We start from the raw sequence: 17702 nt of genomic DNA, 5'->3' as shown, positions 1-17702 counted from the left end.
GTTACTCATGGGCGGGCAGCACCGGCTTCAACAGCACCTTGATCGACTTGGTGGAGTTGGCCAGTTCGAAGGCTTCGGCGAAGTCGTCCAGCGGGAAATCATGGGTGACAATGCCTTTGGAGGTGACCAGGCCGCGTTCGAACAGGTCGATGGCGATCGGGTAGCAATACGGCCCAAGGTGCGCACCACGCACGTCGAGTTCCTTGCGGTCGCCGATGATCGACCAGTCGACGCTGGTCTCGGCGCCAAATACACTGAACTCGACGAAGCGCCCGAGCTTGCGGATCAGGTCCAGGCCTTGAGTGACGCCCGCCGGTACGCCGGTGGTTTCGATGTAGACGTCACAGCCGTAGTTGTCAGTGAGGCCGTTGATGATCTCGCGAGCATTGTCACGGGCCGGGTTGATCACCACATCGGCGCCGAATTTTTTCGCCAGTTCCAGGCGCTCGTCGACCATGTCGATCACCACCAGTTTTTTCGGGGTCTTCAGCGCCGCCACCTGGACCATGCACAGGCCGAGGGTGCCCGCGCCGGCAATCACCACCACGTCGTCGAGCTGGATATCGCCACGGTTGACGGTATGGATCGAGCAGGCCATGGGCTCCACCAGCGCCGAATCCTCCAAGGACACTGCCTCGGGAATCCTGTGCACGATGGCAGTCTTGGGAATGCGCATATACTGGGCCATGCCGCCTTCGGCCACTTCGCGCTGGAAGCCGAAGATGTTGTGCACTTCGCACATCCAGTATTTGCCCGACTTGCAGAAGCGGCACTTGCCACAGGGCACGATCTGTTCGGCGATGACCTTGTCGCCGACCTTGACCTCAAAGTGCTCCTCGGCGCCCTCGCCCGTTTCCACCACGTAGCCGAAAAATTCGTGGCCAGGCACCACCGGCGCCTTGACCCAGGGGTTGTCGCCACCCCAGAACATCGCCGCGCCCGAGTGGCACTTGCAGTCGCTGGCGCAGATGCCACAGGCGGCGATGCGGATCACCAGCTCATTGGCGCGGGCCTGGGGCTTGCCGATGCGTTCCAGGCGGTAGTCTTTCGGGCCGTGGCAGACGACGGCTTGCATGTGGGTGTGCTTGTCCATGGTGTTCAGTCCTGTGTGATGAGGTATTTATCGATGGCGCTGACGGCTGATAAAGATCGCCAGCAAAATGATCCCGCCCTTGATCACGCTCTGCACGTAAGGCGATACGCCAAGCATGTTCAAGCCGTTGTTCAACACGCCCAGCAGCATGGCGCCGAGCAAGGTGCCGACGATGACCCCGCGTCCGCCGGCAATCGATGCGCCGCCAAGCACCACGGCGGCAATCGCATCCAGCTCAAACGACACGCCGGCATTCGGCTGGCCGCTCATCAGGCGCGAGGTGAGCACCAGCCCGGCAATCGCCGCGGTGAAGCCGCTGATGCCATACACCAGTAGCTTGAAGCGCGCTGCGCGCACTCCGGACAAACGCACTGCTTCTTCATTGCCACCGATGGCGTAGATGTAGCGGCCGATGCGCGTGTGTTGCAGCAGCACATAGGCCGCCAGGTAAGTGAGCAGCATGATCAGGATCGGCACCTGCATGCCGAACACACTGGCGCGACCGAAAAAGGCAAACCACTCCGGCAACCCGGAAATCGGGTAACCGTCGGTGTACATCAGCCCGAATCCACGGGCGATGCCCATGGTCGCCAGGGTGACGATGATCGGCGGCATGTGCAGGTAAGCCACGAACAAGCCGTTGCCGATGCCGAACGCCACGCCTACCAGCAACCCGGCGCCAATCGCCAGGCCGGGCGGCACACCCGCGACCATCAGCCCGGCAGTCAAGGTGCCGGACAGCGCCATCACCGGCCCCACCGACAAATCGATGCCACCGGTAAGAATCACGCAGGTCATGCCCACCGCGATAATCGCGTTGATCGACACCTGGCGGGCAATGTTGGACAGGTTGCTGGCGGTAAGAAACGTGTCGCTGGCAAGGATCATCACCAGGGTCACCACCACCAGCCCGACAAACGGATAAAACGCCGGCGAGCGCAGCAGCCGCGCCAGGTTCAGGCGCAAGCGGCTGGTGCCTGCGGTGTTAATGGACGTATTCACTTGAGCCCCCTGTTGCATGGCGCATGACCTCTTGAGGATTGACGGCGGACGCTTCCAGCACCTTGACGATCGCGCCCTTGTGGAACACCGCGACGCGGTCGCACATGCCGATGACTTCGGGCAGTTCAGAAGAAATCATGATGATGGCGTAGCCCTGTTCGGTGAGGCTGCGCATCAAGGCGTAGATCTGCGCCTTGGCGCCGACGTCGATGCCACGTGTGGGTTCATCGAACACCAGCACGTCGCAGTGGTGGTTGATCCAGCGTGCGATCACGACTTTTTGCTGGTTGCCGCCGCTGAGGTTAAGCACCCGGCTTTCGCCGCTGGGCGCCTTGATCGACAGCTGGCGCATCAGCGCTTCGACGCTGGCGCATTCCTTGGCCGTGTCGATCAGCCCGCTGGCGTTCTGGTACTTGGGCAGGTTGTTCAGGGAGATGTTTTCGCGAATGCTGAAATCGGTGATCAGCCCTTCGCTCTTGCGGCTTTCCGGCAGCAGGCCGATGCCATGGGCGAGTGCCTCGGCCGGGTCATTGAGGCTGATTTTTTCGCCGCGCAGCCACACGTCTTTGCTCACCGACGCCAGCGCGCCCATCATGCCCAGGGCCAGTTCGGTGCGGCCCGAGCCCACCAGCCCGGCGAAGCCGAGGATCTCGCCCTTGTGCAGTTGGAAGCTGTTATGCGGGCCGTTGCGTACCAACTGGATGTCCTTGACCTCCAGTAACAGCGGGCCGCGCTCGCCGGTGGGCTTGGGCGGAAAGCTGCATGCCAGGCGCCGCCCCACCATCATTTCCACCAGGCGGTCGATATCGCTGTCGGCCACATCGGTAACGCCCACATTGGCGCCGTCGCGCAGTACGCTGATGCGATCACACACCTGGAAAATCTCTTCCAGATGGTGCGAGATAAAAATCACCGCCACGCCCTGGCGCTTGAGTTCACGCATGATCTCGAACAGCAGCTCGGCTTCGCTGGGGGTCAGGGTTGCGGTCGGTTCATCGAGTACCAGCAAGCGCGCATCCAGGGCCAGGGCCTTGGCGATTTCGACGAACTGCTGCTCGGCTACGCTCAGGTGCTTGACCGCGCAGTGCAGGTCGATACTCACCCCGAGACGCTGGAACAACGCCTGCGCCGCCTCGATCATTTCGCGCTTGCGCAACAGGCCGAAACGGTTGCTCAGCTCATGGCCGAGGAAGATGTTTTCCACGGCCGTGAGGTAGGGAATCAGGCTGAATTCCTGGAACACGATGCCGATACCGGCGGCAATCGCGTCACGGTAGGTCGCAAATTGCCGGACCTGGCCATCGATGAGGATCTGCCCTTCGTCCTGATGCTCGACACCGCCGAGGATCTTCATCAGGGTGGATTTGCCCGCGCCGTTTTCGCCGAGCAAGGCGTGGATTTCGCCGCGCTCCACTTGCAGGTTGATCGACTTGAGGGCCTGCACGCCCGGGTACCGCTTACAGATGTTTTCCAGCTTCAGAAGACTGCTCATACCGCCGACCTCGCGTTCAGAAGGTTTGCCTGGGCCCCACGGCGAGCGCGGGGCTTGAGGGGTTTACCAGCTGAAATCCTTGGCCTTGGCCTGGTCGATCAGAGTGATGTCCACCGGAATAGTGGCGGGTACTTGCGAGCCCCACTTCTTGGCCAGGGCAATGCCCAAAGCCAGGCGGATCTGGTCACGGGGGTATTGGGCCGAGGTGGCGATGAAATGACTGCCGGGCTTCTGGATCGCCTTGATCGCTTCCGGCGCGCCATCGACGCTGACCAGTTTCACATCCATGCCGCTGGCTTCGATGGCCGAGAGTGCACCGAGGGAGCCGTTGTCATTGACGCTGAAAATGCCCTTGAGGGTGGGCTGGGCCTGCAACATGTTTTCGGTGACGGTCAGCGCCTGGTCACGTTCCTGCTTGCCATTCTGGATGCTGACGATCTTGATGTCCGGGTGCTTGGCCACCGCCTCTTTGCAACCGCGCACACGTTCGAGGATCGGCACCACGGCAATGCCGTCGAGGATGGCGATATTGCCTTTGTCACCGATGTTTTTCGCCAGGTATTCACACGCCTGGAAGCCGGCGTCGAAGTTCTTCGAGCCGACGAACGAATCCAGCGGGCCGTCCGCCTGGGCGTCCACCGCCACCACCACGACGCCCGCGGCATGGGCCGACTTGACGGCCGATTGCACACCGACCGAATCGGTAGGGTTGATCAGCAGGATATCGATGCCTTTTTGCAGCATGTCTTCGACGTCACTGACCTGCTTGGACACGTCGTGGCGGGCGTCGGTAATGATGAGCTTTGCACCGATGGTCGCGCCGGCTTCTTCCAGGGCGTTTTTCATGGTGACGAAATAGGGGTTATTGATTTCCTGGAACGACGCACCGATGCGGATGGGCGCAGGTAACGTGGCGGCAAATGCCTGAGTGCCGAGGGTGATGCCGGCAGCCAGTAAACACAGGGTCTTCGAGAGCATTTTCATGGCGTGGGTCTCTGTTTTGTTTTTATTTTTAGAGCAAATGTTATCGTTAACATTTTGCCAGAAGCTAACAAGTAAATCGGACCTGCGCAAGCCTCCACTGGTCGGTCTCGATCAAAATGTGGGTGGGTCAGCACTGATGTATCCCTGACATTCCATCATCGGGGCATGGGTATTTACACAACTGAGTAGCAGCCAACGGTAACCACGATGCGCAGCGAGCCGCTCTTGCTCTTGATCTTGATCTCAGGCGCCCCGTTAAACCACGCTGGCCGGAATCCGACAGGGATTTGGGGGGTAAACCGGCAGGGATGCCGGTTTAGCCGCCCCGCGCCAGGGAGGGCGCGTGGCGGCGGCCCCCCAAATCCCTGGCGGATTACGGGCACACCGAGCCTGGGCGAGGTGCCGAGTGGTGGGGCAAGAGCCTTTGGTTACTTTTGGGGCTCTTTTCCAAAAGTGACCCGCTGTAAAAGCGGAACCCTAAGTGGCCGTTACCGCAGCAATGAATATGTACCCGGCCTGATCCAACATCCTGGTCGGCTGTCAGGCCGCCATCGGGGGCAAGCCCCCTCCCACATTAGGAGCGGGGGCTCCAAAAAACTCGCACATTGCGCCCCATCCACTAAGCTCAGTCCCTGACAAAAAGACCGAGCAGTCCACCATGCCCCACCCCACCGAAACCTTCCGCGCCCACTACCGTGCCAACGTGCATCGCCACTACAACCCCTGGCTGCACGCCACGTTCGTCCTCGGCTACGGCATTGCCTGCATGACCCTGGCCTGGTCCGCCACCGCCGACATCACCGCGCTAGAGTGGCTGACCGTGCCCTTGACCCTGGTGTTCTTCAACCTGTGCATCTACCTCGTACACCGCCACCTCGGCCATCACAAACATGGGTTCGCTCGGCTGTTCTACGCACGCCACACCGGCGACCACCACAGCTTCTTCACCCCTGGGCACATGACCTACGACAGCCCCCGGGACTGGCGCGTCATTCTGTTCCCTGCCTGGCTGATTGTGCTGCACAGCCTGGCCATCACCCTCCCCGCCTGGTGGCTGCTCAAGCAATTGAGCCCCAACGTCGCCGGGCTGTTTGCCGGGTGCATGATCCTCGGCTACCTGCTCTACGAAGTGTTCCACGCCTGCGAACACTTGCCCGCTGAACACGCGGTGGCGCGTCTGCCGTGGATTCGCCAGATGCACCGCCTGCACGCCCTGCACCACCGTCGCGAGCTGATGCAGGGGCGTAATTTCAATATCGTGCTGCCGTTGATGGACTATCTGTTTGGCACTTTGCATTGGGAACCCACGGTAAAAAAAAGGGGCAGTCCAACTGGACTGCCCCCCGCGTCACACACATAGATCAATCAGTGCACGATGGTCTGGCTGCAGATGTGGCCGAGGCTGACGTATTGGACGGTATTGCCACCCACGCCTACACCAGGGAACTCCCTGAGCTCGATGCGCCAGCCGCCCTCGTTGAACCAGGTTTCCCAGTTGTAGGTCTGGCCCGAGGCGCTGTCCGGGTACCGCACTTTGTAGTCGCCAGAGCAGGTGCCCAGCGCGACATTCCCCGAGGCTGCACCGGTGATGCCGGTCTTGGCCTCATAGTCGACCCAGTTGTAAGTGGCGCCGAAATGCTTGTCGACACGCAGTACAGGGGTGACGCCGCGCAGGGGCTCGCCAGTGCTGTCTGACCACTGGGTGCTCCAGCTCAGATTGCGGGCCGCCTGGGTGGCCAGTTGGAAGATCGAGCTGGGGATGCGTACCACGTTATCGCCGTTCACATCGTGCTGGTTCAGGCGTGGCGCCGAACCGAGGGTCAGCTTGTATTGAGCCTGAGGGTTCAGTGCCACCGCTGGATTGGCCCGTACACGCACCTTGACCGTGTAGCCCGGCGTCAGGTTGGGATAGGTGGAGGTGGAGCCCTGCGGGACTTCCACCCACTTGGTGCCATCGAACCGTTCGAAGATCCACTGGTTACGCGTGCCCGCACCGTCATCGCCCAGGAACATGCCCACACCTTGGCCACGCAACGAGACGAAGGAGAAGTAATCCACGTCATTGACGCTGTCGAGGTTACCAGTCACCTGATTCAAGGCATCCGGCAGCACAAACGCGGTTTGCTCGGTGTCGTTGGGCTCGTAGGCATCAATGTTGCTGTCCACCGCCACGCCGAAACTGAACTGCGCGTTACTCGCGGTATTGGCCACCATGAACCAGTAGTAGTCACCGGCCGGCAACACGCCGTTGAGGTATTCATCGGCACTGCCAGGGTTATCAGAAGTGCCCAGTGGCGTCAGGTTACCCTGGCCGTCGTCGTGGAACAGGGTCAACGACATGTCCGTACCGGCGCTCTGGTTCAGCAGTTGCACCTGGATTCGCGAGTTTTTCGGCAGGTTGAAGTGGTAAGCGATTTGCGCGCCGGTCTCTACCCCGGTGAGGGTGTAGAGGGTATTGATATCCAGGGTCGGAAACAGCGGCGTGAATTCAGCGATCGCAGCCTGTTTCATTTGCGCCGGGTCAGGTTTTTGCAGCTCGCTGAGCTTGGTGTCAACCGCCACATTGCTGGCCACTGGTTTGCTCTTGACGACCTTGGTCTGCCCCGCCTTGGCCGCATTGAGCTTTTGCTTGAGTGCATCCGACAGGCTGTTTTTTTCCAACGTACCGCCGGGTTTCAACGCTTTATCCACGGCCTGTTTGACCGTCTGCGCACTGAGTTTCAGCGGGGCTTGCTCGGCCAGGGCGAAGGCCGAAACGAAGCAGGAGGCCGCCATGGCCGCGCCCAGCATAAAGGCTTTTTTCGATTTCATTTTTTATCCATCCATAGTTAAAAAATTGAAGCTCAGGTAACCGGTGACATCCGGTCACCTGGGATGGACTGTAGGACAATGCTGTATGGATGTACAGTATTTTTTTATAATGTGAGCTCCAGGAATTCAGGTCCTCTAAAGCCAGGTGCACCAATAGCCCCAACTGATAGCCCAAATCATCGCAAGACGATAGGGCCAGACAGCCCAACGCTTGAGCGCTGACGGAATGGCGGCTAACTCTGCCTCAGTCATAAAGCCTTCTTTTACGGAGCGTTCTGGCTCGCGGAGGATATCAATCATCAGACACATACGATGAAACCTGATAAACCGCTGGTTTCGTCCCCAGCGTTGCTGATATTCACGGACCTGCACGTTTTCACTGAAGTAACCTTCCATCTCGTCGAGTTTTGTTCGTTCGACAAAAAGTATCAGTCCCAAAACCACAAACGTCCCGATAACCATCACAGCGGTATAGGCGAGAAAAAAATCCATGCTTAAGCCCCCCCTGGCTGGAATATCAAATCACCGTCGTTCTCTATGATTTTTCCACCCAGAAACGCCCCACCATCCCCGCCCTTCTTACCTCCTAGATACCCTGCCGTCGCGCCCCCAATGATTGCGCAGGCCAGAGCACCGGATCCTCTCGTCGCGACACCTAGAAAAATGTTGCATGCACGCCGTGTTAATTCAGCACCCAGCCCCCCTGCGCCAGCAGCCCCTACCACCCCACCCACCAACCTTCCCGTCTCCACATACTTCGCTCTTTTGCATTGCACCTCCCTTCCCGCCACACACGCCTCCTTGATTTCCAGACCCGCCACGCCCACATCCAACGCCATCCCAAGATACGTTCCTTGCTTCAACCATTTCGACATCTGCGTAATTGTGTGAACCCGCTGCGCATACCCCGCAATCTCGCCTTGATGCAGATAGCTTTTGGTCGAGATCCCAAGCGTTCCCTTCAGCGATTGATTGCCACGCAACCCCGAGCCAAATCGTGCAGTCCCTTGCAGTTGCGAATGCAAAACGTCAAACATCCGTTGGCGTTGGCGTATGAACGTCTCTCTGTCCAGTCCACCGTCCTTCAATTGTCGATGCAATTGCTCGATTTCCTCCAAGGTGTTTGCGACCTCCCTCAGGTGTCGGCTCCAAGCCGATGTCGCACTGCCTATCCCAATCGAGCCATACCCCAGAATGCTCTGCGCCAGGTCATAATTTTTATTTCCAGCTCCATCGAGAGACATATTCTGGTCCAACTGGCGACTAATCTTTTCCGCATGGCGCATCAACCAGGCTTCTTCGATTGTGCAATGGGCACCGGACGCTTCTGGAACGATCACCAACTCACCCGGCCTCACCAATCCGTGACTCAGGTGTTGGTTCAGCACATCGAAATGATCTCGGCCCTGCAACAAACCTGCATGCCACAGCTGTGATTTCAAAAATGCGTACGGTAAAGCCTGTTGATTGATGTAGCCGTACGCCATGTCCTGGATTCCGATACCGAGAGGGATGGCATCGAAAGATAAGCAAGCGCCTACAGCCTGGACACAAGCAGGAGGGGTCAAAAAATAAGTTTGGGAAGTTGCCTACACAGCAAAAGATAAGAACCTACGGAAAGCGCCCCTAATACCCCGTCATCTCCAAATACCCCACCCCACCCTCGAACTTCACTGGACCTTCCCAGTAGGGAATCCCCAGGTTCATCCACGCCTTTGGATTGACCGCCTGGGTAGTGATATCCAGCTGTTTACCAGGAATTTTCAGCGACCAGCGCGTAGGAATGCTGCGCCCGTCGATGCCCGTGGTGGCGAGCGGTGTGAGTTGGATATCGGCATTGTGCAGGGTCTCGGTGTGGCCTTGGGCGTCGATCCAGGTGCCGGTGAGGTAACCGCCACCGTCTTTTTGCCGCACGCGAAACAGCATCAGTTGCTCGCCCCGGTCCAGGTGCAGGGAGAACCAGTCCCAACCGGTCTGGCTGGCGGCCAGGGGTTGGCTGCTCCATTCGCGGTCGAGCCAGGCCGGGCCGCTGACCTGGTAGACCTGGCCGTCGAGACTGACGCTGCCATTGGCGGTGAAGAAAGGCTGGCTGTAGTAGTACGACGCCTGGCCCTGGTCGGATTTGCGGCTGTAGCCCTTGTCACCTTGCAGCACCAATGGGCGGTTGGAGGTCAGGCGCAGGTCGTAGGCGAATTGGGCACCGCTGGCCTTGAGTTGCATGTCAGCCAGGGGGCTGGCGGCGCCGGGTTGGGTGGCAAAGTTCCAGTCGTCGATCCAGGCGTTGAACGGCACCGCCTGGGCGCCGGCCTGGCCGACGCCGCCGCGGGCCAGACGTTCGGCGGCGTAGTGGCGGGTGGCCGAAGTGACGGCGGCGTGACCGAGCCACACCGTTGAATCGTGCCAGCCCGGTTGCGTGGAGCCGGCCTTCAGCGCATTGCGAAACAGCGTCCATTGCACACCGAAGAGATTGCCCTGGGCATCCTTGAGGTTGGCGGTGACGTACCACCATTCGATACGAAAGCCTGGGTGCGGGCCATGGTCCTCGGGAAAGCTGAAGACCTTGCCGGGCACAACCTGAGTAAAGTCCGCCGCCTCACTGCCCAGGCCGGCGAAGCTGGTCTCGGGCGCAGGCGTCTTGTCGCATGCGCTCAGCAGTAACAAGGCGGCGCAGCACAACGCCTTAATCTTCATGGGCAAAGGTCCTCAACAAATCCGCCGGGCGGCTGCGGTACAACTGCCACAAGGGCCAGGCAGACGCCAGCAACGTGGCAACCATCGCCAGCCCCAGTAATTGCGCAAGCTGCCAGGGGAACACCTGCAACGGCAGGCGCCAACCGAAGGCCTGGACGTTGATCACCGCATCCAGGCACCACGCCAGCAGCAGCCCCAACGGCAACGCCAGGATCAGTGTGAGCAACGCCAGCAGCCAGGTCTGGCCCAGATTGAGCAGCATCAGTTGGCGCCGCGTCACACCCAATGCCCACAGCGGCGCGAGTTGGCCGAGGCGGCTCTGGCTCTGGGTCAGCAGGCTGATGAACAACGCCACGCCAGCCACGCCCAGCGTAAGGCTGTTCAACGCGGCGGTGGCGGCGAAGGTGCGTTCGAAGACCTGGCTGGACCAGCCCTTGAGTTGCTGTTGATCGACAATGTGGCTGTCTTCGAGGGCAAATTGACGCTGCACCTCACCCACCAGCGCCGGCACGTTCTGGGGCGCCACCCGCAGGTTGAAACGCGCCGGTGACAGTGTCGGCCAGTGCGCCAGCAAGTGCCGGGCATTGACCAGCAGGTGGCCCTTGGGGTTGCCGTAGTCGGCGTAGATCCCGACGATCTGCGGCGCCCAGCTTCCTTGTGGCGTTGGGATCGAGAGGGTATCGCCCAACTGAACGTTCAAGCGTCGCGCCAGTTGCTCGCTGAGCATCACGCTGTCATCTTGCAGCAAGCGGTCCCAGGGTGCGTTTGCAGCCTCAAGCAACGGCCAGTGCTGGCGATAGGTGGGGTCGTCGACCACGCCAAACACGTCTGCCGGCCAGCCTTGCAGCTGCACCGCCACCTGCCAGGTAGGCAACACTGCCTGCACCAGCGGCTGGCGTGCCAGCCAGGCATTCAGTTGCTCGGCCTGGGCCGGGTTCTGCGGGTTGAGGTACAGCTCGGCGGTCAGGCGCTGCTCCAACCAATGATTGAAAGTCTGGCGGAAACCCGAGGTCATGGAACCGGCCCCGATATTCGCCGCCAGGGCCAACAGCAGCGCCATCAACGCCAGGCTCAGGGCCGGCAGTTGCTGGCGGCAATCGGCGAGGAACCATTGGCCGAGCACAGCGCGACTGCGGCCCAGCACGATTTTCAACAGCCCGTTGAGCAGCACCGGTAACCCCAGCGCGGCGCCCAGCAGCAACGCCGCCATCAGCACAAAACCGGCGGCCAGGCTATCGCCCAGCCACAGCGCCAGCAGCGCGATCAGCAGTGCCGCGCACGCCACCCAGCCCTGGCGCCGCAACCAGCGCCCGTGGGCCTCATGCCAGGCTTGGGCGTTAGCCAGCGCCAGTAAGGGCAAGCGCGCGGCACGCCACAGGCTGCTGGCCCCGGCGAGCAGTGCGCCAAGCAGGCTCAAGCCCAGGCCGGCGAGCCACCACCAGGGGCTCAAGCTCAGTTGGCCCGGGACTTCAGCGCCATACAGGCCACGCAAACTGGCAGCCACATCCGGCAGCAACAGGCTGGCCAACACATATCCGCTGGCGATGCCGAGCAAGCCGCCCAACAACGATAAAACCCCCATTTCAACGCCCAGGCTCAGGATCAGCATCCGCGCGCTGACGCCACAGGCGCGCAAGGTGCGCAGCAGGCCACGGCGTTGTTCCAGGGCCAGGCCGATGGCCGCATGCACGATAAACAGCCCCACCACAAAGGACAGAAAGCCCAACGCATCAAGGTTCAGGTGAAAGCTCTCGGTGAGGCGCGCGAGGTTGTTGTCCTCGCCCTGCTTGAGTTGCAGCGCGGCGGGTGGCGTGGGGTGGCGGGCGGCGAAGGTGTTGTCCAGCAACAAGCGTGACAGTTGCCCCTGCATGTCGAGCAAGGGTTGGGCAAACGCGATATCGGTCAACAGCAAACCCGGCGCCATGTCCGCCTGTACCTGCAATGGCGGCAGGGAGTGCCCGTTGAGTGTCTGCGGCTGATCGCCCTCGTGCAACCCGAGCGCCTGCAAGGTTTGCGCAGCCACCCAGGTACGCCCTGGCGGGGTGAAAAACGCCAGCATTTGCGCCTGGCTCAAGCGTTGCCCCGCCACACTGCCACTGCCGGGCAACGACACCGGGTCGATGCCCATCAGTTGCAGGCGCTGTTGCTCATGCCCCTTGAGTACCAACCGTCCCTGCACCACCGGGGAAACCGGCCACCCGGCGCGGCGCAGTTGGGCAAACAGCGCTTGCGGGAAACTGGCGGCGTCCGGCGCACTCAGGCTGGCTTGGGGCTCACCACCGATCAACTGGCTGGCGCGTGCATAGCTGTCCCGTGCCTGGCTGTTGAGGGCCTGCACGCCGGTCAATAAAGCCGTGGCCAGCCACAGACCGGTGAGCACGCTGAAAAACTGCACTGGGTGACGTCGCCAATGGCTTACCAACGCACGCAATGTCCAGTAGAACAGTGCCATCTCAGCGCGCTTCCATCGGCACGACACGGCCGTGATGCAGCACCACCTGGCGGTCCAGGCGTGCGGCCAGGCGTGGGCTGTGGGTGACCATCAACAGGCTCGTAGGGCTGTCGTGCAGCAGGTCCAACAGCAGTTGCAGCACTTCATCGCTGGTGGTTTCGTCGAGGTTGCCGGTGGGCTCATCGGCCAACAGCAAGCCCGGGCGCGAGGCCAGTGCTCGCCCTACCGCCACCCGTTGCTGCTGGCCGCCAGACAGTTGCTCAGGGTATCGCTTGAGCAAATCGCCCAGGCCCAGGCGCTCCACCAACTGCGCCTGCCACTGCGGATCGAAACGCCCGGCCAACCGCGCCTGGAACGCCAGGTTGTCCTCCACGCGCAAGCTGCCGATCAGGTTGAACTGCTGGAACACCAGGCCGATTTCAGTACGCCGCCAATGGGCCAGTTGCGCCTCCGTCAGTTGGTCGAGGCGCTGCGCGCCGATTTGAATGCTGCCGCCATCCACACGGTCCAGCCCGGCCACCAGGTGCAACAGCGTACTTTTGCCGCTGCCCGATTCGCCCATCAGCGCCAGGCTGCTGCGTTCCCCCAGGTAGAGGTCGACACCCGCCAGGACGGCCAGCGGGCCTTGGGGGGTGGCGTAGTTTTTTACAACACCTTGCACCTGCAACATAAAAACGCTCACTGGAAGGACTGCCAACGAGAATAACGGCTGATTGTGCAGCCCATGCAAATTTTTCACATGGATTTCACTGCTTGCCCATCCTCGGCACTTTAGATTGCGCGTCAAATGGCGATAAGCCGCAACTTATTAGTTAGTACACATGGTGTTTTTTAATAGGCACGTGTTCAGCAAAAAGACAGCAACGCTATGACAGGCTCCTGTTCCACAACGGGCAACTGCCCATTAACTGTGCGTGTTTATAAACACAACAATAGTGCCGAATGGTGAACAGCGTGGCAGATATGACCCTGGCCAATCCTAAACCCAAACGGGCACGGTTAAAGCGCCTGAAAAAATACCGCCTGCATTTGCTCGGTATCACTGTTACCGCCGCTCTTCTGACGGGCTTCCTGTTATGGCCGGCCTCGCCGCTGGACCTGGGCGTCGGCAACCGGCTGGTAACCTCGGGGGTGCTCGCCAGTTGGCGCAATGGTGACGTGGTAGTGCTGGTGCGCCATGAAGAGCGTTGCGACCGCTCCACCAACCCGTGCTTCGGCCCCGCCGGCGGCCTCACGGTCCAGGGCAGCCAACGCGCCGCGCAACTGGGCAAAGCCTTTGATTCACTGGGCATGGAGCTTACCGACGTGCTCAGCAGCCCCACCACGCGCACCGCCCAGACGTCACTGTTCATGTTCGGCAAGACCGAGCTTTCGCCGGGGCCCCTGGCCATCTGCGGTGACGCCATGGGCGAGGAAATCCTCGGCCACAAACGCAGCGGTCGCAACCTGATGCTGATCACCCACAGTGCCTGCATGAGCGACTTTCAAAAGTCGCTTGGCTTTCCCCACGCTGCCGCCGCCGAATACGGCAGCGCGCTGTTCGTCAAGGTATTGCCCAACGGCGAATTCGAAACATTAGGCACTATGAACATGCAGCAATGGAAGGTCTCACTAAAACAACTTTAAACACACTTTTTTACATATACCACGGCTATTACGTTCAGCAAAACGACAGCCCTGTTATGGCATGTTCGCTTGCACCTGTTAGTTAAGTTCCCCTTCAATGGTTCAGTGAACATCGTGACTCTTCGCCCCGCTTATTTAATTGCCTCATTGCCCCTTGTTGAACGTCAAGGAGCGACGTATTCATGACCCGTTTCAATCCCCTGCCCTGGTTACTACTCGGCTTTGCCGTCTTCTTCCTGCTGCCCTTGGGCTTGCATGGTTTATGGACCCCGGATGAAACCCGCTATGCCCAGGTCAGCCAGGAAATGCTGATGAGCGGCAATTGGGTGGCGCCGCACTTCATGGGGGTGCGTTATTTCGAGAAGCCCGCCGCCGGGTATTGGCTGATAGCCCTCGGCCAAGCGGTGTTCGGTGAAAACCTGTTTGGGGTGCGCATCGCCTCGGTCCTGAGCACCGGGCTGAGTGTGCTGCTGGCCTACCTGCTCGCCCGGCGCTTGTGGAACGATCCGCGCAAGAGCTTCGCCTGCGCCCTGCTGTACATGAGCTTTGGCCTGGTGGCCGGGCAAGCGGGGTATTCCAACCTCGACCCGCAATTCACCTTGTGGGTGAACCTGAGCCTGGTGGCGCTGTGGTTTGCCTTGGACAGCCGCACACCTCGCGAGCGCCTGGGGGCCTGGGCAGTGTTGGGGTTGGCCTGCGCCATGGGGTTTATGACCAAGGGTTTCCTGGCATGGCTGCTGCCGGTACTGATCGCTGTGCCTTACGTGCTCTGGCAGCGCCGCGTGGGCGAGCTGATGCGCTACGGGCCGCTGGCAGTGCTGGTCGCCGTGCTGGTGTGCCTGCCGTGGGCCCTGGCGATCCACGTGCGGGAACCGGATTACTGGCATTTTTTCTTCTGGCATGAACACATCCGCCGCTTTGCTGCCGACAACGCACAACATGCGCGGCCGATGTGGTTCTTCCTGCCAATCATGGTGGTGGCGTGCCTGCCGTGGGCCGCCTTGTTACCCACCACATTGCTCAAGACCTGGCAGGAAAAGCGCCAGCCGGCGATTGCCTTTCTCGCCCTGTGGCTGCTGCTGCCCCTGGGCTTTTTCAGCCTGAGCAAAGGCAAGCTGCCGACCTACATCATGCCGTGCCTGTTGCCCCTGGCATTGCTGATGGGCCACGGGTTGATCGACCTGATCAAGCAAGGCAGGGTGCGCACGATCGTGATCAACGGCGCGGTCAATTTCACCCTTGGCATGGCCGCCATGGTGCTGCTGATCTACCTGCAAATCACCGACCCGCTGTATGGCAACAGCCATGCCGAGATGTTCAGCCTGTCCCTGGTGTTTATCGTGCTGCTGGGCTGGATCCTCGCCAACCTGCTGCAAGCAGTACGGCCAATGACGTTATGGGCGATGCCGGCGCTGGGCATCGGCCTGCTGGTGGCATTGTTGCCGGCGGGCATGCCGGCGCTGATCGCGGATAACGAAATGCCCGACCAGTTCGTGCTTGAACACCTGGACGAACTGCAGCAAACCCAGGCTTTGCTGAGCAACGAACTGGGGGCTGCGTCGGCCTTGTCATGGCGCTTGCGGCGGCCGCAAGTGGCCTTCTACAGCACCGTGGGCGAGCTGCGCTACGGCCTGCATTACCAAGACTCGGCACACCGCAAGATCACGCTGGATAACGTCCAGGCCTGGTTGGCCGAGGCTCGCCAGCAGGGTTCGGTCGGCGTGCTGATGCGGGTCAGGAGCACCAGCGAACATCGCGAAGAAGGGCAACTGCCTCTCGGCGGCAAGCGTTATCGCAAAGGCAACCTGGTGCTGACGATTTACCCACGACAACCTTAATGCAGCGCCTGCCACAGGGAAAACCCATGAGCTTCTGGAGAACCGAACGCGGCGCCTTGGCTTTATTGCTGGGCACCTCGGCCTTGCTGTTGCTGCTGGGCCTGGGCAGCCGCGACCTGTGGGGGCCGGAAACCCGCTGGGCGAACATCGCCTTGCAGATGCTGCAAAGCGGTGACTACTTCGATCCCTATCTCAAAGGCACGCCCTACTACGACAAACCCCTGCCCTCCTACTGGTTGATTGCAGGCTTCGCCCACCTGATGGGCGGCCTGGGGCCGTGGTCGCTGCGCCTGTCATCGGTAATTGCCGCATGGCTGAGTATCTGGCTGATTTACCTGATTGGCGAACGCCTGTTCCGCAAGGGCACCGGGTTGATTGCCGGCTGGATGCTCGCTACCACCTTCTACTTCCTGTTCTGGGGGCGAGTAGCCACCGCTGATGTGCTGACTGTTTGCGGCGTGCTGGCGGCGGTGTGGTGGTATTGGCGTGGGCCGGACGACACACGACTGGGGCGCTACACGGTATTTTTCCTGCTGTTGGCAGCCACCTCACTGTTCAAAGGCTTGATCGGTTTCGTGCTGCCGGGGCTGCTGCTATTGCCGCACCTGCTCAACGGGCAGCGCTACAAACGTCACCTCAATCTACGCCTGCTGCTGGCCGTGCTCATTGCCGCAGCGTTCTACGCGATCCCTTTCGTACTGTCCCATCACTACGGCGCGCCCACTTACGGCCAGAGCGGCCTGGAACTGGTACTGCGGGAAAACGTGGTGCGCTTCTTCGACCCCTTCGACCATATGGGGCCGATCTACACCTATCTGATCTACCTGCCGGTCTACACCCTGCCCTGGGCGCCCTGCTGGCTGCTCGGCCTGTGGCTGGCCGTGCGGCAGTGGCGCCATACCCCGCCCAACGTGCGCTGGCTGGTGTGGGGCCTGGGCCTGTTGTTTGTGTTCTTCACCGCCAGCGGCAGCCGTCGCAGCTACTACGTACTGCCGCTGGTGCCCTTTGCCCAATTGCTCGCCGCCTGGTGGCTGAGTGAACGCCTGCAAACAAAACCGGCGAGTTGGCCGCGTTGGCAGAAAGGTTTTGGACTCAGCGCAGGCTTGATGGTGTTGGTGCTGGGCGTGATCTACCCCTGGACCAACGGCAACGGTGGCGTGACCCGCTTTGCCGCAGACCTACAGGCCCAAGCGCTGAAAAGCGTCCCCTGGAACCAGTGGCAAATGGTGCTGGTGGAGGTCGACAACAAGCTGCCGATGTACCTGCAAAACCATGGCAAGCCCTTCTACTACGTCAGCGAAGCCCAGGACTTCCCCCGCCAGGGTGACAGCGCCGCATTCATGGCCTGGCTGGACAAAACCAGCGGCCAACGCTTCGACCCGCAGCGCACGATTATCGTCGTGCAGCATTCCAAGCAAGAGCCGATGCCGCTGGAGTTCCTGGGGGTGGATCATCAGCTGGTCAGGACGCAGCCGGATAATGGCGAGCGGTTGTTTCAGCCGCGTGAGGATGGGAGCGTGGCGTTTGTGCCTGCGCCGCGGTGAGCCTGTGTCGCTACTGGCCTTTCGTCATGGTTTGTAAAGGGCCAGCAAGTCGTATCCCTTTAAATTGCAGGACGTTTCCGAGACAATCCCCGCCGCCTTGTGCCGGTTGGAATCGGTGGCTAGTCTGCGATCCGTCACTGCTCATCAGTGATCGGGTTTAGTCGCCCGG

At 60.8% G+C, this 17702-nt stretch carries 14 protein-coding genes; 4 read left to right on the top strand and 10 right to left on the bottom strand.

Annotation, left to right across the window (positions count from 1 at the left end; genetic code table 11):
* Position 1: 1 nt before the first annotated feature.
* From BLU48_RS06245 to BLU48_RS06230, 4 genes are all read right to left on the bottom strand, one after another.
* Entirely contained in the window at positions 2 to 1093 is a 1092-nt protein-coding gene (locus BLU48_RS06245) for an alcohol dehydrogenase catalytic domain-containing protein (protein WP_057024918.1), read from the bottom strand.
* A 27-nt stretch (positions 1094 to 1120) separates the two neighbouring features.
* Positions 1121 to 2113 (bottom strand): ABC transporter permease, encoded by a 993-nt coding sequence (locus BLU48_RS06240; protein WP_057024919.1) that lies wholly within the window; start codon positions 2111 to 2113, stop codon positions 1121 to 1123.
* Positions 2079 to 3587: a sugar ABC transporter ATP-binding protein gene (locus BLU48_RS06235; RefSeq protein ID WP_057024920.1), complete on the bottom strand. Its 1509-nt coding sequence runs from the start codon at positions 3585 to 3587 to the stop codon at positions 2079 to 2081. The genes BLU48_RS06240 and BLU48_RS06235 overlap by 35 nt, the downstream gene beginning before the upstream one ends.
* A 63-nt stretch (positions 3588 to 3650) precedes the next feature.
* Positions 3651 to 4571 (bottom strand): substrate-binding domain-containing protein, encoded by a 921-nt coding sequence (locus BLU48_RS06230; protein WP_057024921.1) that lies wholly within the window; start codon positions 4569 to 4571, stop codon positions 3651 to 3653.
* Between the two features lie 658 nt (positions 4572 to 5229).
* Between BLU48_RS06230 and BLU48_RS06220 the strand changes: the two genes are divergently transcribed.
* A complete protein-coding gene (locus BLU48_RS06220; RefSeq protein WP_057024922.1) occupies positions 5230 to 5931 on the top strand; it encodes a sterol desaturase family protein in 702 nt (233 codons plus the stop codon).
* Positions 5932 to 5936: 5 nt separating this feature from the next.
* Here the strand turns inward: BLU48_RS06220 and BLU48_RS06215 are convergent, their stop codons facing one another.
* From BLU48_RS06215 to BLU48_RS06190, 6 genes are all read right to left on the bottom strand, one after another.
* Positions 5937 to 7382: a hypothetical protein gene (locus BLU48_RS06215; RefSeq protein WP_057024923.1), complete on the bottom strand. Its 1446-nt coding sequence runs from the start codon at positions 7380 to 7382 to the stop codon at positions 5937 to 5939.
* 135 nt (positions 7383 to 7517) lie between these two features.
* On the bottom strand, positions 7518 to 7874 hold the full coding sequence (locus BLU48_RS06210) for a hypothetical protein (RefSeq protein WP_046068780.1): 357 nt from the start codon (positions 7872 to 7874) through the stop codon (positions 7518 to 7520).
* Between the two features lie 2 nt (positions 7875 to 7876).
* Positions 7877 to 8869: a hypothetical protein gene (locus BLU48_RS06205; protein ID WP_057024924.1), complete on the bottom strand. Its 993-nt coding sequence runs from the start codon at positions 8867 to 8869 to the stop codon at positions 7877 to 7879.
* 139 nt (positions 8870 to 9008) lie between these two features.
* Complete coding sequence (locus BLU48_RS06200; RefSeq protein WP_057024925.1) at positions 9009 to 10073, bottom strand: lipocalin-like domain-containing protein; 1065 nt, start codon at positions 10071 to 10073, stop codon at positions 9009 to 9011.
* A complete protein-coding gene (locus BLU48_RS06195; protein ID WP_057024926.1) occupies positions 10063 to 12525 on the bottom strand; it encodes an ABC transporter permease in 2463 nt (820 codons plus the stop codon). Before BLU48_RS06195 ends, BLU48_RS06200 begins: the two co-directional genes overlap by 11 nt.
* A gap of 1 nt (position 12526) precedes the next feature.
* Positions 12527 to 13195, bottom strand: a complete 669-nt coding sequence (locus BLU48_RS06190; RefSeq protein ID WP_057024927.1) for an ABC transporter ATP-binding protein — start codon at positions 13193 to 13195, stop codon at positions 12527 to 12529.
* Positions 13196 to 13470: 275 nt separating this feature from the next.
* Here BLU48_RS06190 and pmrG point away from each other — a divergent pair, with 275 nt between their 5' ends.
* The 3 genes from pmrG (at position 13471) to BLU48_RS06175 (ending at position 17533) form a co-directional block, all read left to right on the top strand.
* Positions 13471 to 14151 carry a lipopolysaccharide core heptose(II)-phosphate phosphatase PmrG gene (pmrG, locus tag BLU48_RS06185; protein WP_082636723.1) on the top strand — a complete coding sequence of 227 codons (681 nt, stop codon included), beginning with the start codon at positions 13471 to 13473 and terminating at the stop codon, positions 14149 to 14151.
* 182 nt (positions 14152 to 14333) lie between these two features.
* Entirely contained in the window at positions 14334 to 15989 is a 1656-nt protein-coding gene (gene arnT / locus BLU48_RS06180; RefSeq protein ID WP_057024929.1) for a lipid IV(A) 4-amino-4-deoxy-L-arabinosyltransferase, read from the top strand.
* Positions 15990 to 16015: 26 nt separating this feature from the next.
* Complete coding sequence (locus BLU48_RS06175; protein WP_057024930.1) at positions 16016 to 17533, top strand: ArnT family glycosyltransferase; 1518 nt, start codon at positions 16016 to 16018, stop codon at positions 17531 to 17533.
* Positions 17534 to 17702: the final 169 nt, after the last annotated feature.

Source organism: Pseudomonas synxantha, assembly GCF_900105675.1.
Lineage (GTDB): Bacteria > Pseudomonadota > Gammaproteobacteria > Pseudomonadales > Pseudomonadaceae > Aquipseudomonas > Aquipseudomonas synxantha.
Note: the sequence above shows the minus strand (reverse complement) of the source record. Positions and strands in the feature narration are given on the sequence as shown.

Excerpts from the sequence above, each read along its gene's own strand:
- BLU48_RS06220 (WP_057024922.1), top strand. The coding sequence starts at position 5,230 with ATGCCCCACCCCACCGAAACCTTCCGCGCCCACTACCGTGCCAACGTG.
- BLU48_RS06240 (WP_057024919.1), bottom strand. The coding sequence starts at position 2,113 with ATGCAACAGGGGGCTCAAGTGAATACGTCCATTAACACCGCAGGCACC.
- BLU48_RS06235 (WP_057024920.1), bottom strand. The coding sequence starts at position 3,587 with ATGAGCAGTCTTCTGAAGCTGGAAAACATCTGTAAGCGGTACCCGGGC.
- BLU48_RS06195 (WP_057024926.1), bottom strand. The coding sequence starts at position 12,525 with ATGGCACTGTTCTACTGGACATTGCGTGCGTTGGTAAGCCATTGGCGA.
- BLU48_RS06210 (WP_046068780.1), bottom strand. The coding sequence starts at position 7,874 with ATGGATTTTTTTCTCGCCTATACCGCTGTGATGGTTATCGGGACGTTT.
- BLU48_RS06230 (WP_057024921.1), bottom strand. The coding sequence starts at position 4,571 with ATGAAAATGCTCTCGAAGACCCTGTGTTTACTGGCTGCCGGCATCACC.
- BLU48_RS06200 (WP_057024925.1), bottom strand. The coding sequence starts at position 10,073 with ATGAAGATTAAGGCGTTGTGCTGCGCCGCCTTGTTACTGCTGAGCGCA.
- BLU48_RS06190 (WP_057024927.1), bottom strand. The coding sequence starts at position 13,195 with ATGTTGCAGGTGCAAGGTGTTGTAAAAAACTACGCCACCCCCCAAGGC.
- BLU48_RS06205 (WP_057024924.1), bottom strand. The coding sequence starts at position 8,869 with ATGGCGTACGGCTACATCAATCAACAGGCTTTACCGTACGCATTTTTG.
- BLU48_RS06215 (WP_057024923.1), bottom strand. The coding sequence starts at position 7,382 with ATGAAATCGAAAAAAGCCTTTATGCTGGGCGCGGCCATGGCGGCCTCC.
- BLU48_RS06245 (WP_057024918.1), bottom strand. The coding sequence starts at position 1,093 with ATGGACAAGCACACCCACATGCAAGCCGTCGTCTGCCACGGCCCGAAA.
- arnT (WP_057024929.1), top strand. The coding sequence starts at position 14,334 with ATGACCCGTTTCAATCCCCTGCCCTGGTTACTACTCGGCTTTGCCGTC.
- BLU48_RS06175 (WP_057024930.1), top strand. The coding sequence starts at position 16,016 with ATGAGCTTCTGGAGAACCGAACGCGGCGCCTTGGCTTTATTGCTGGGC.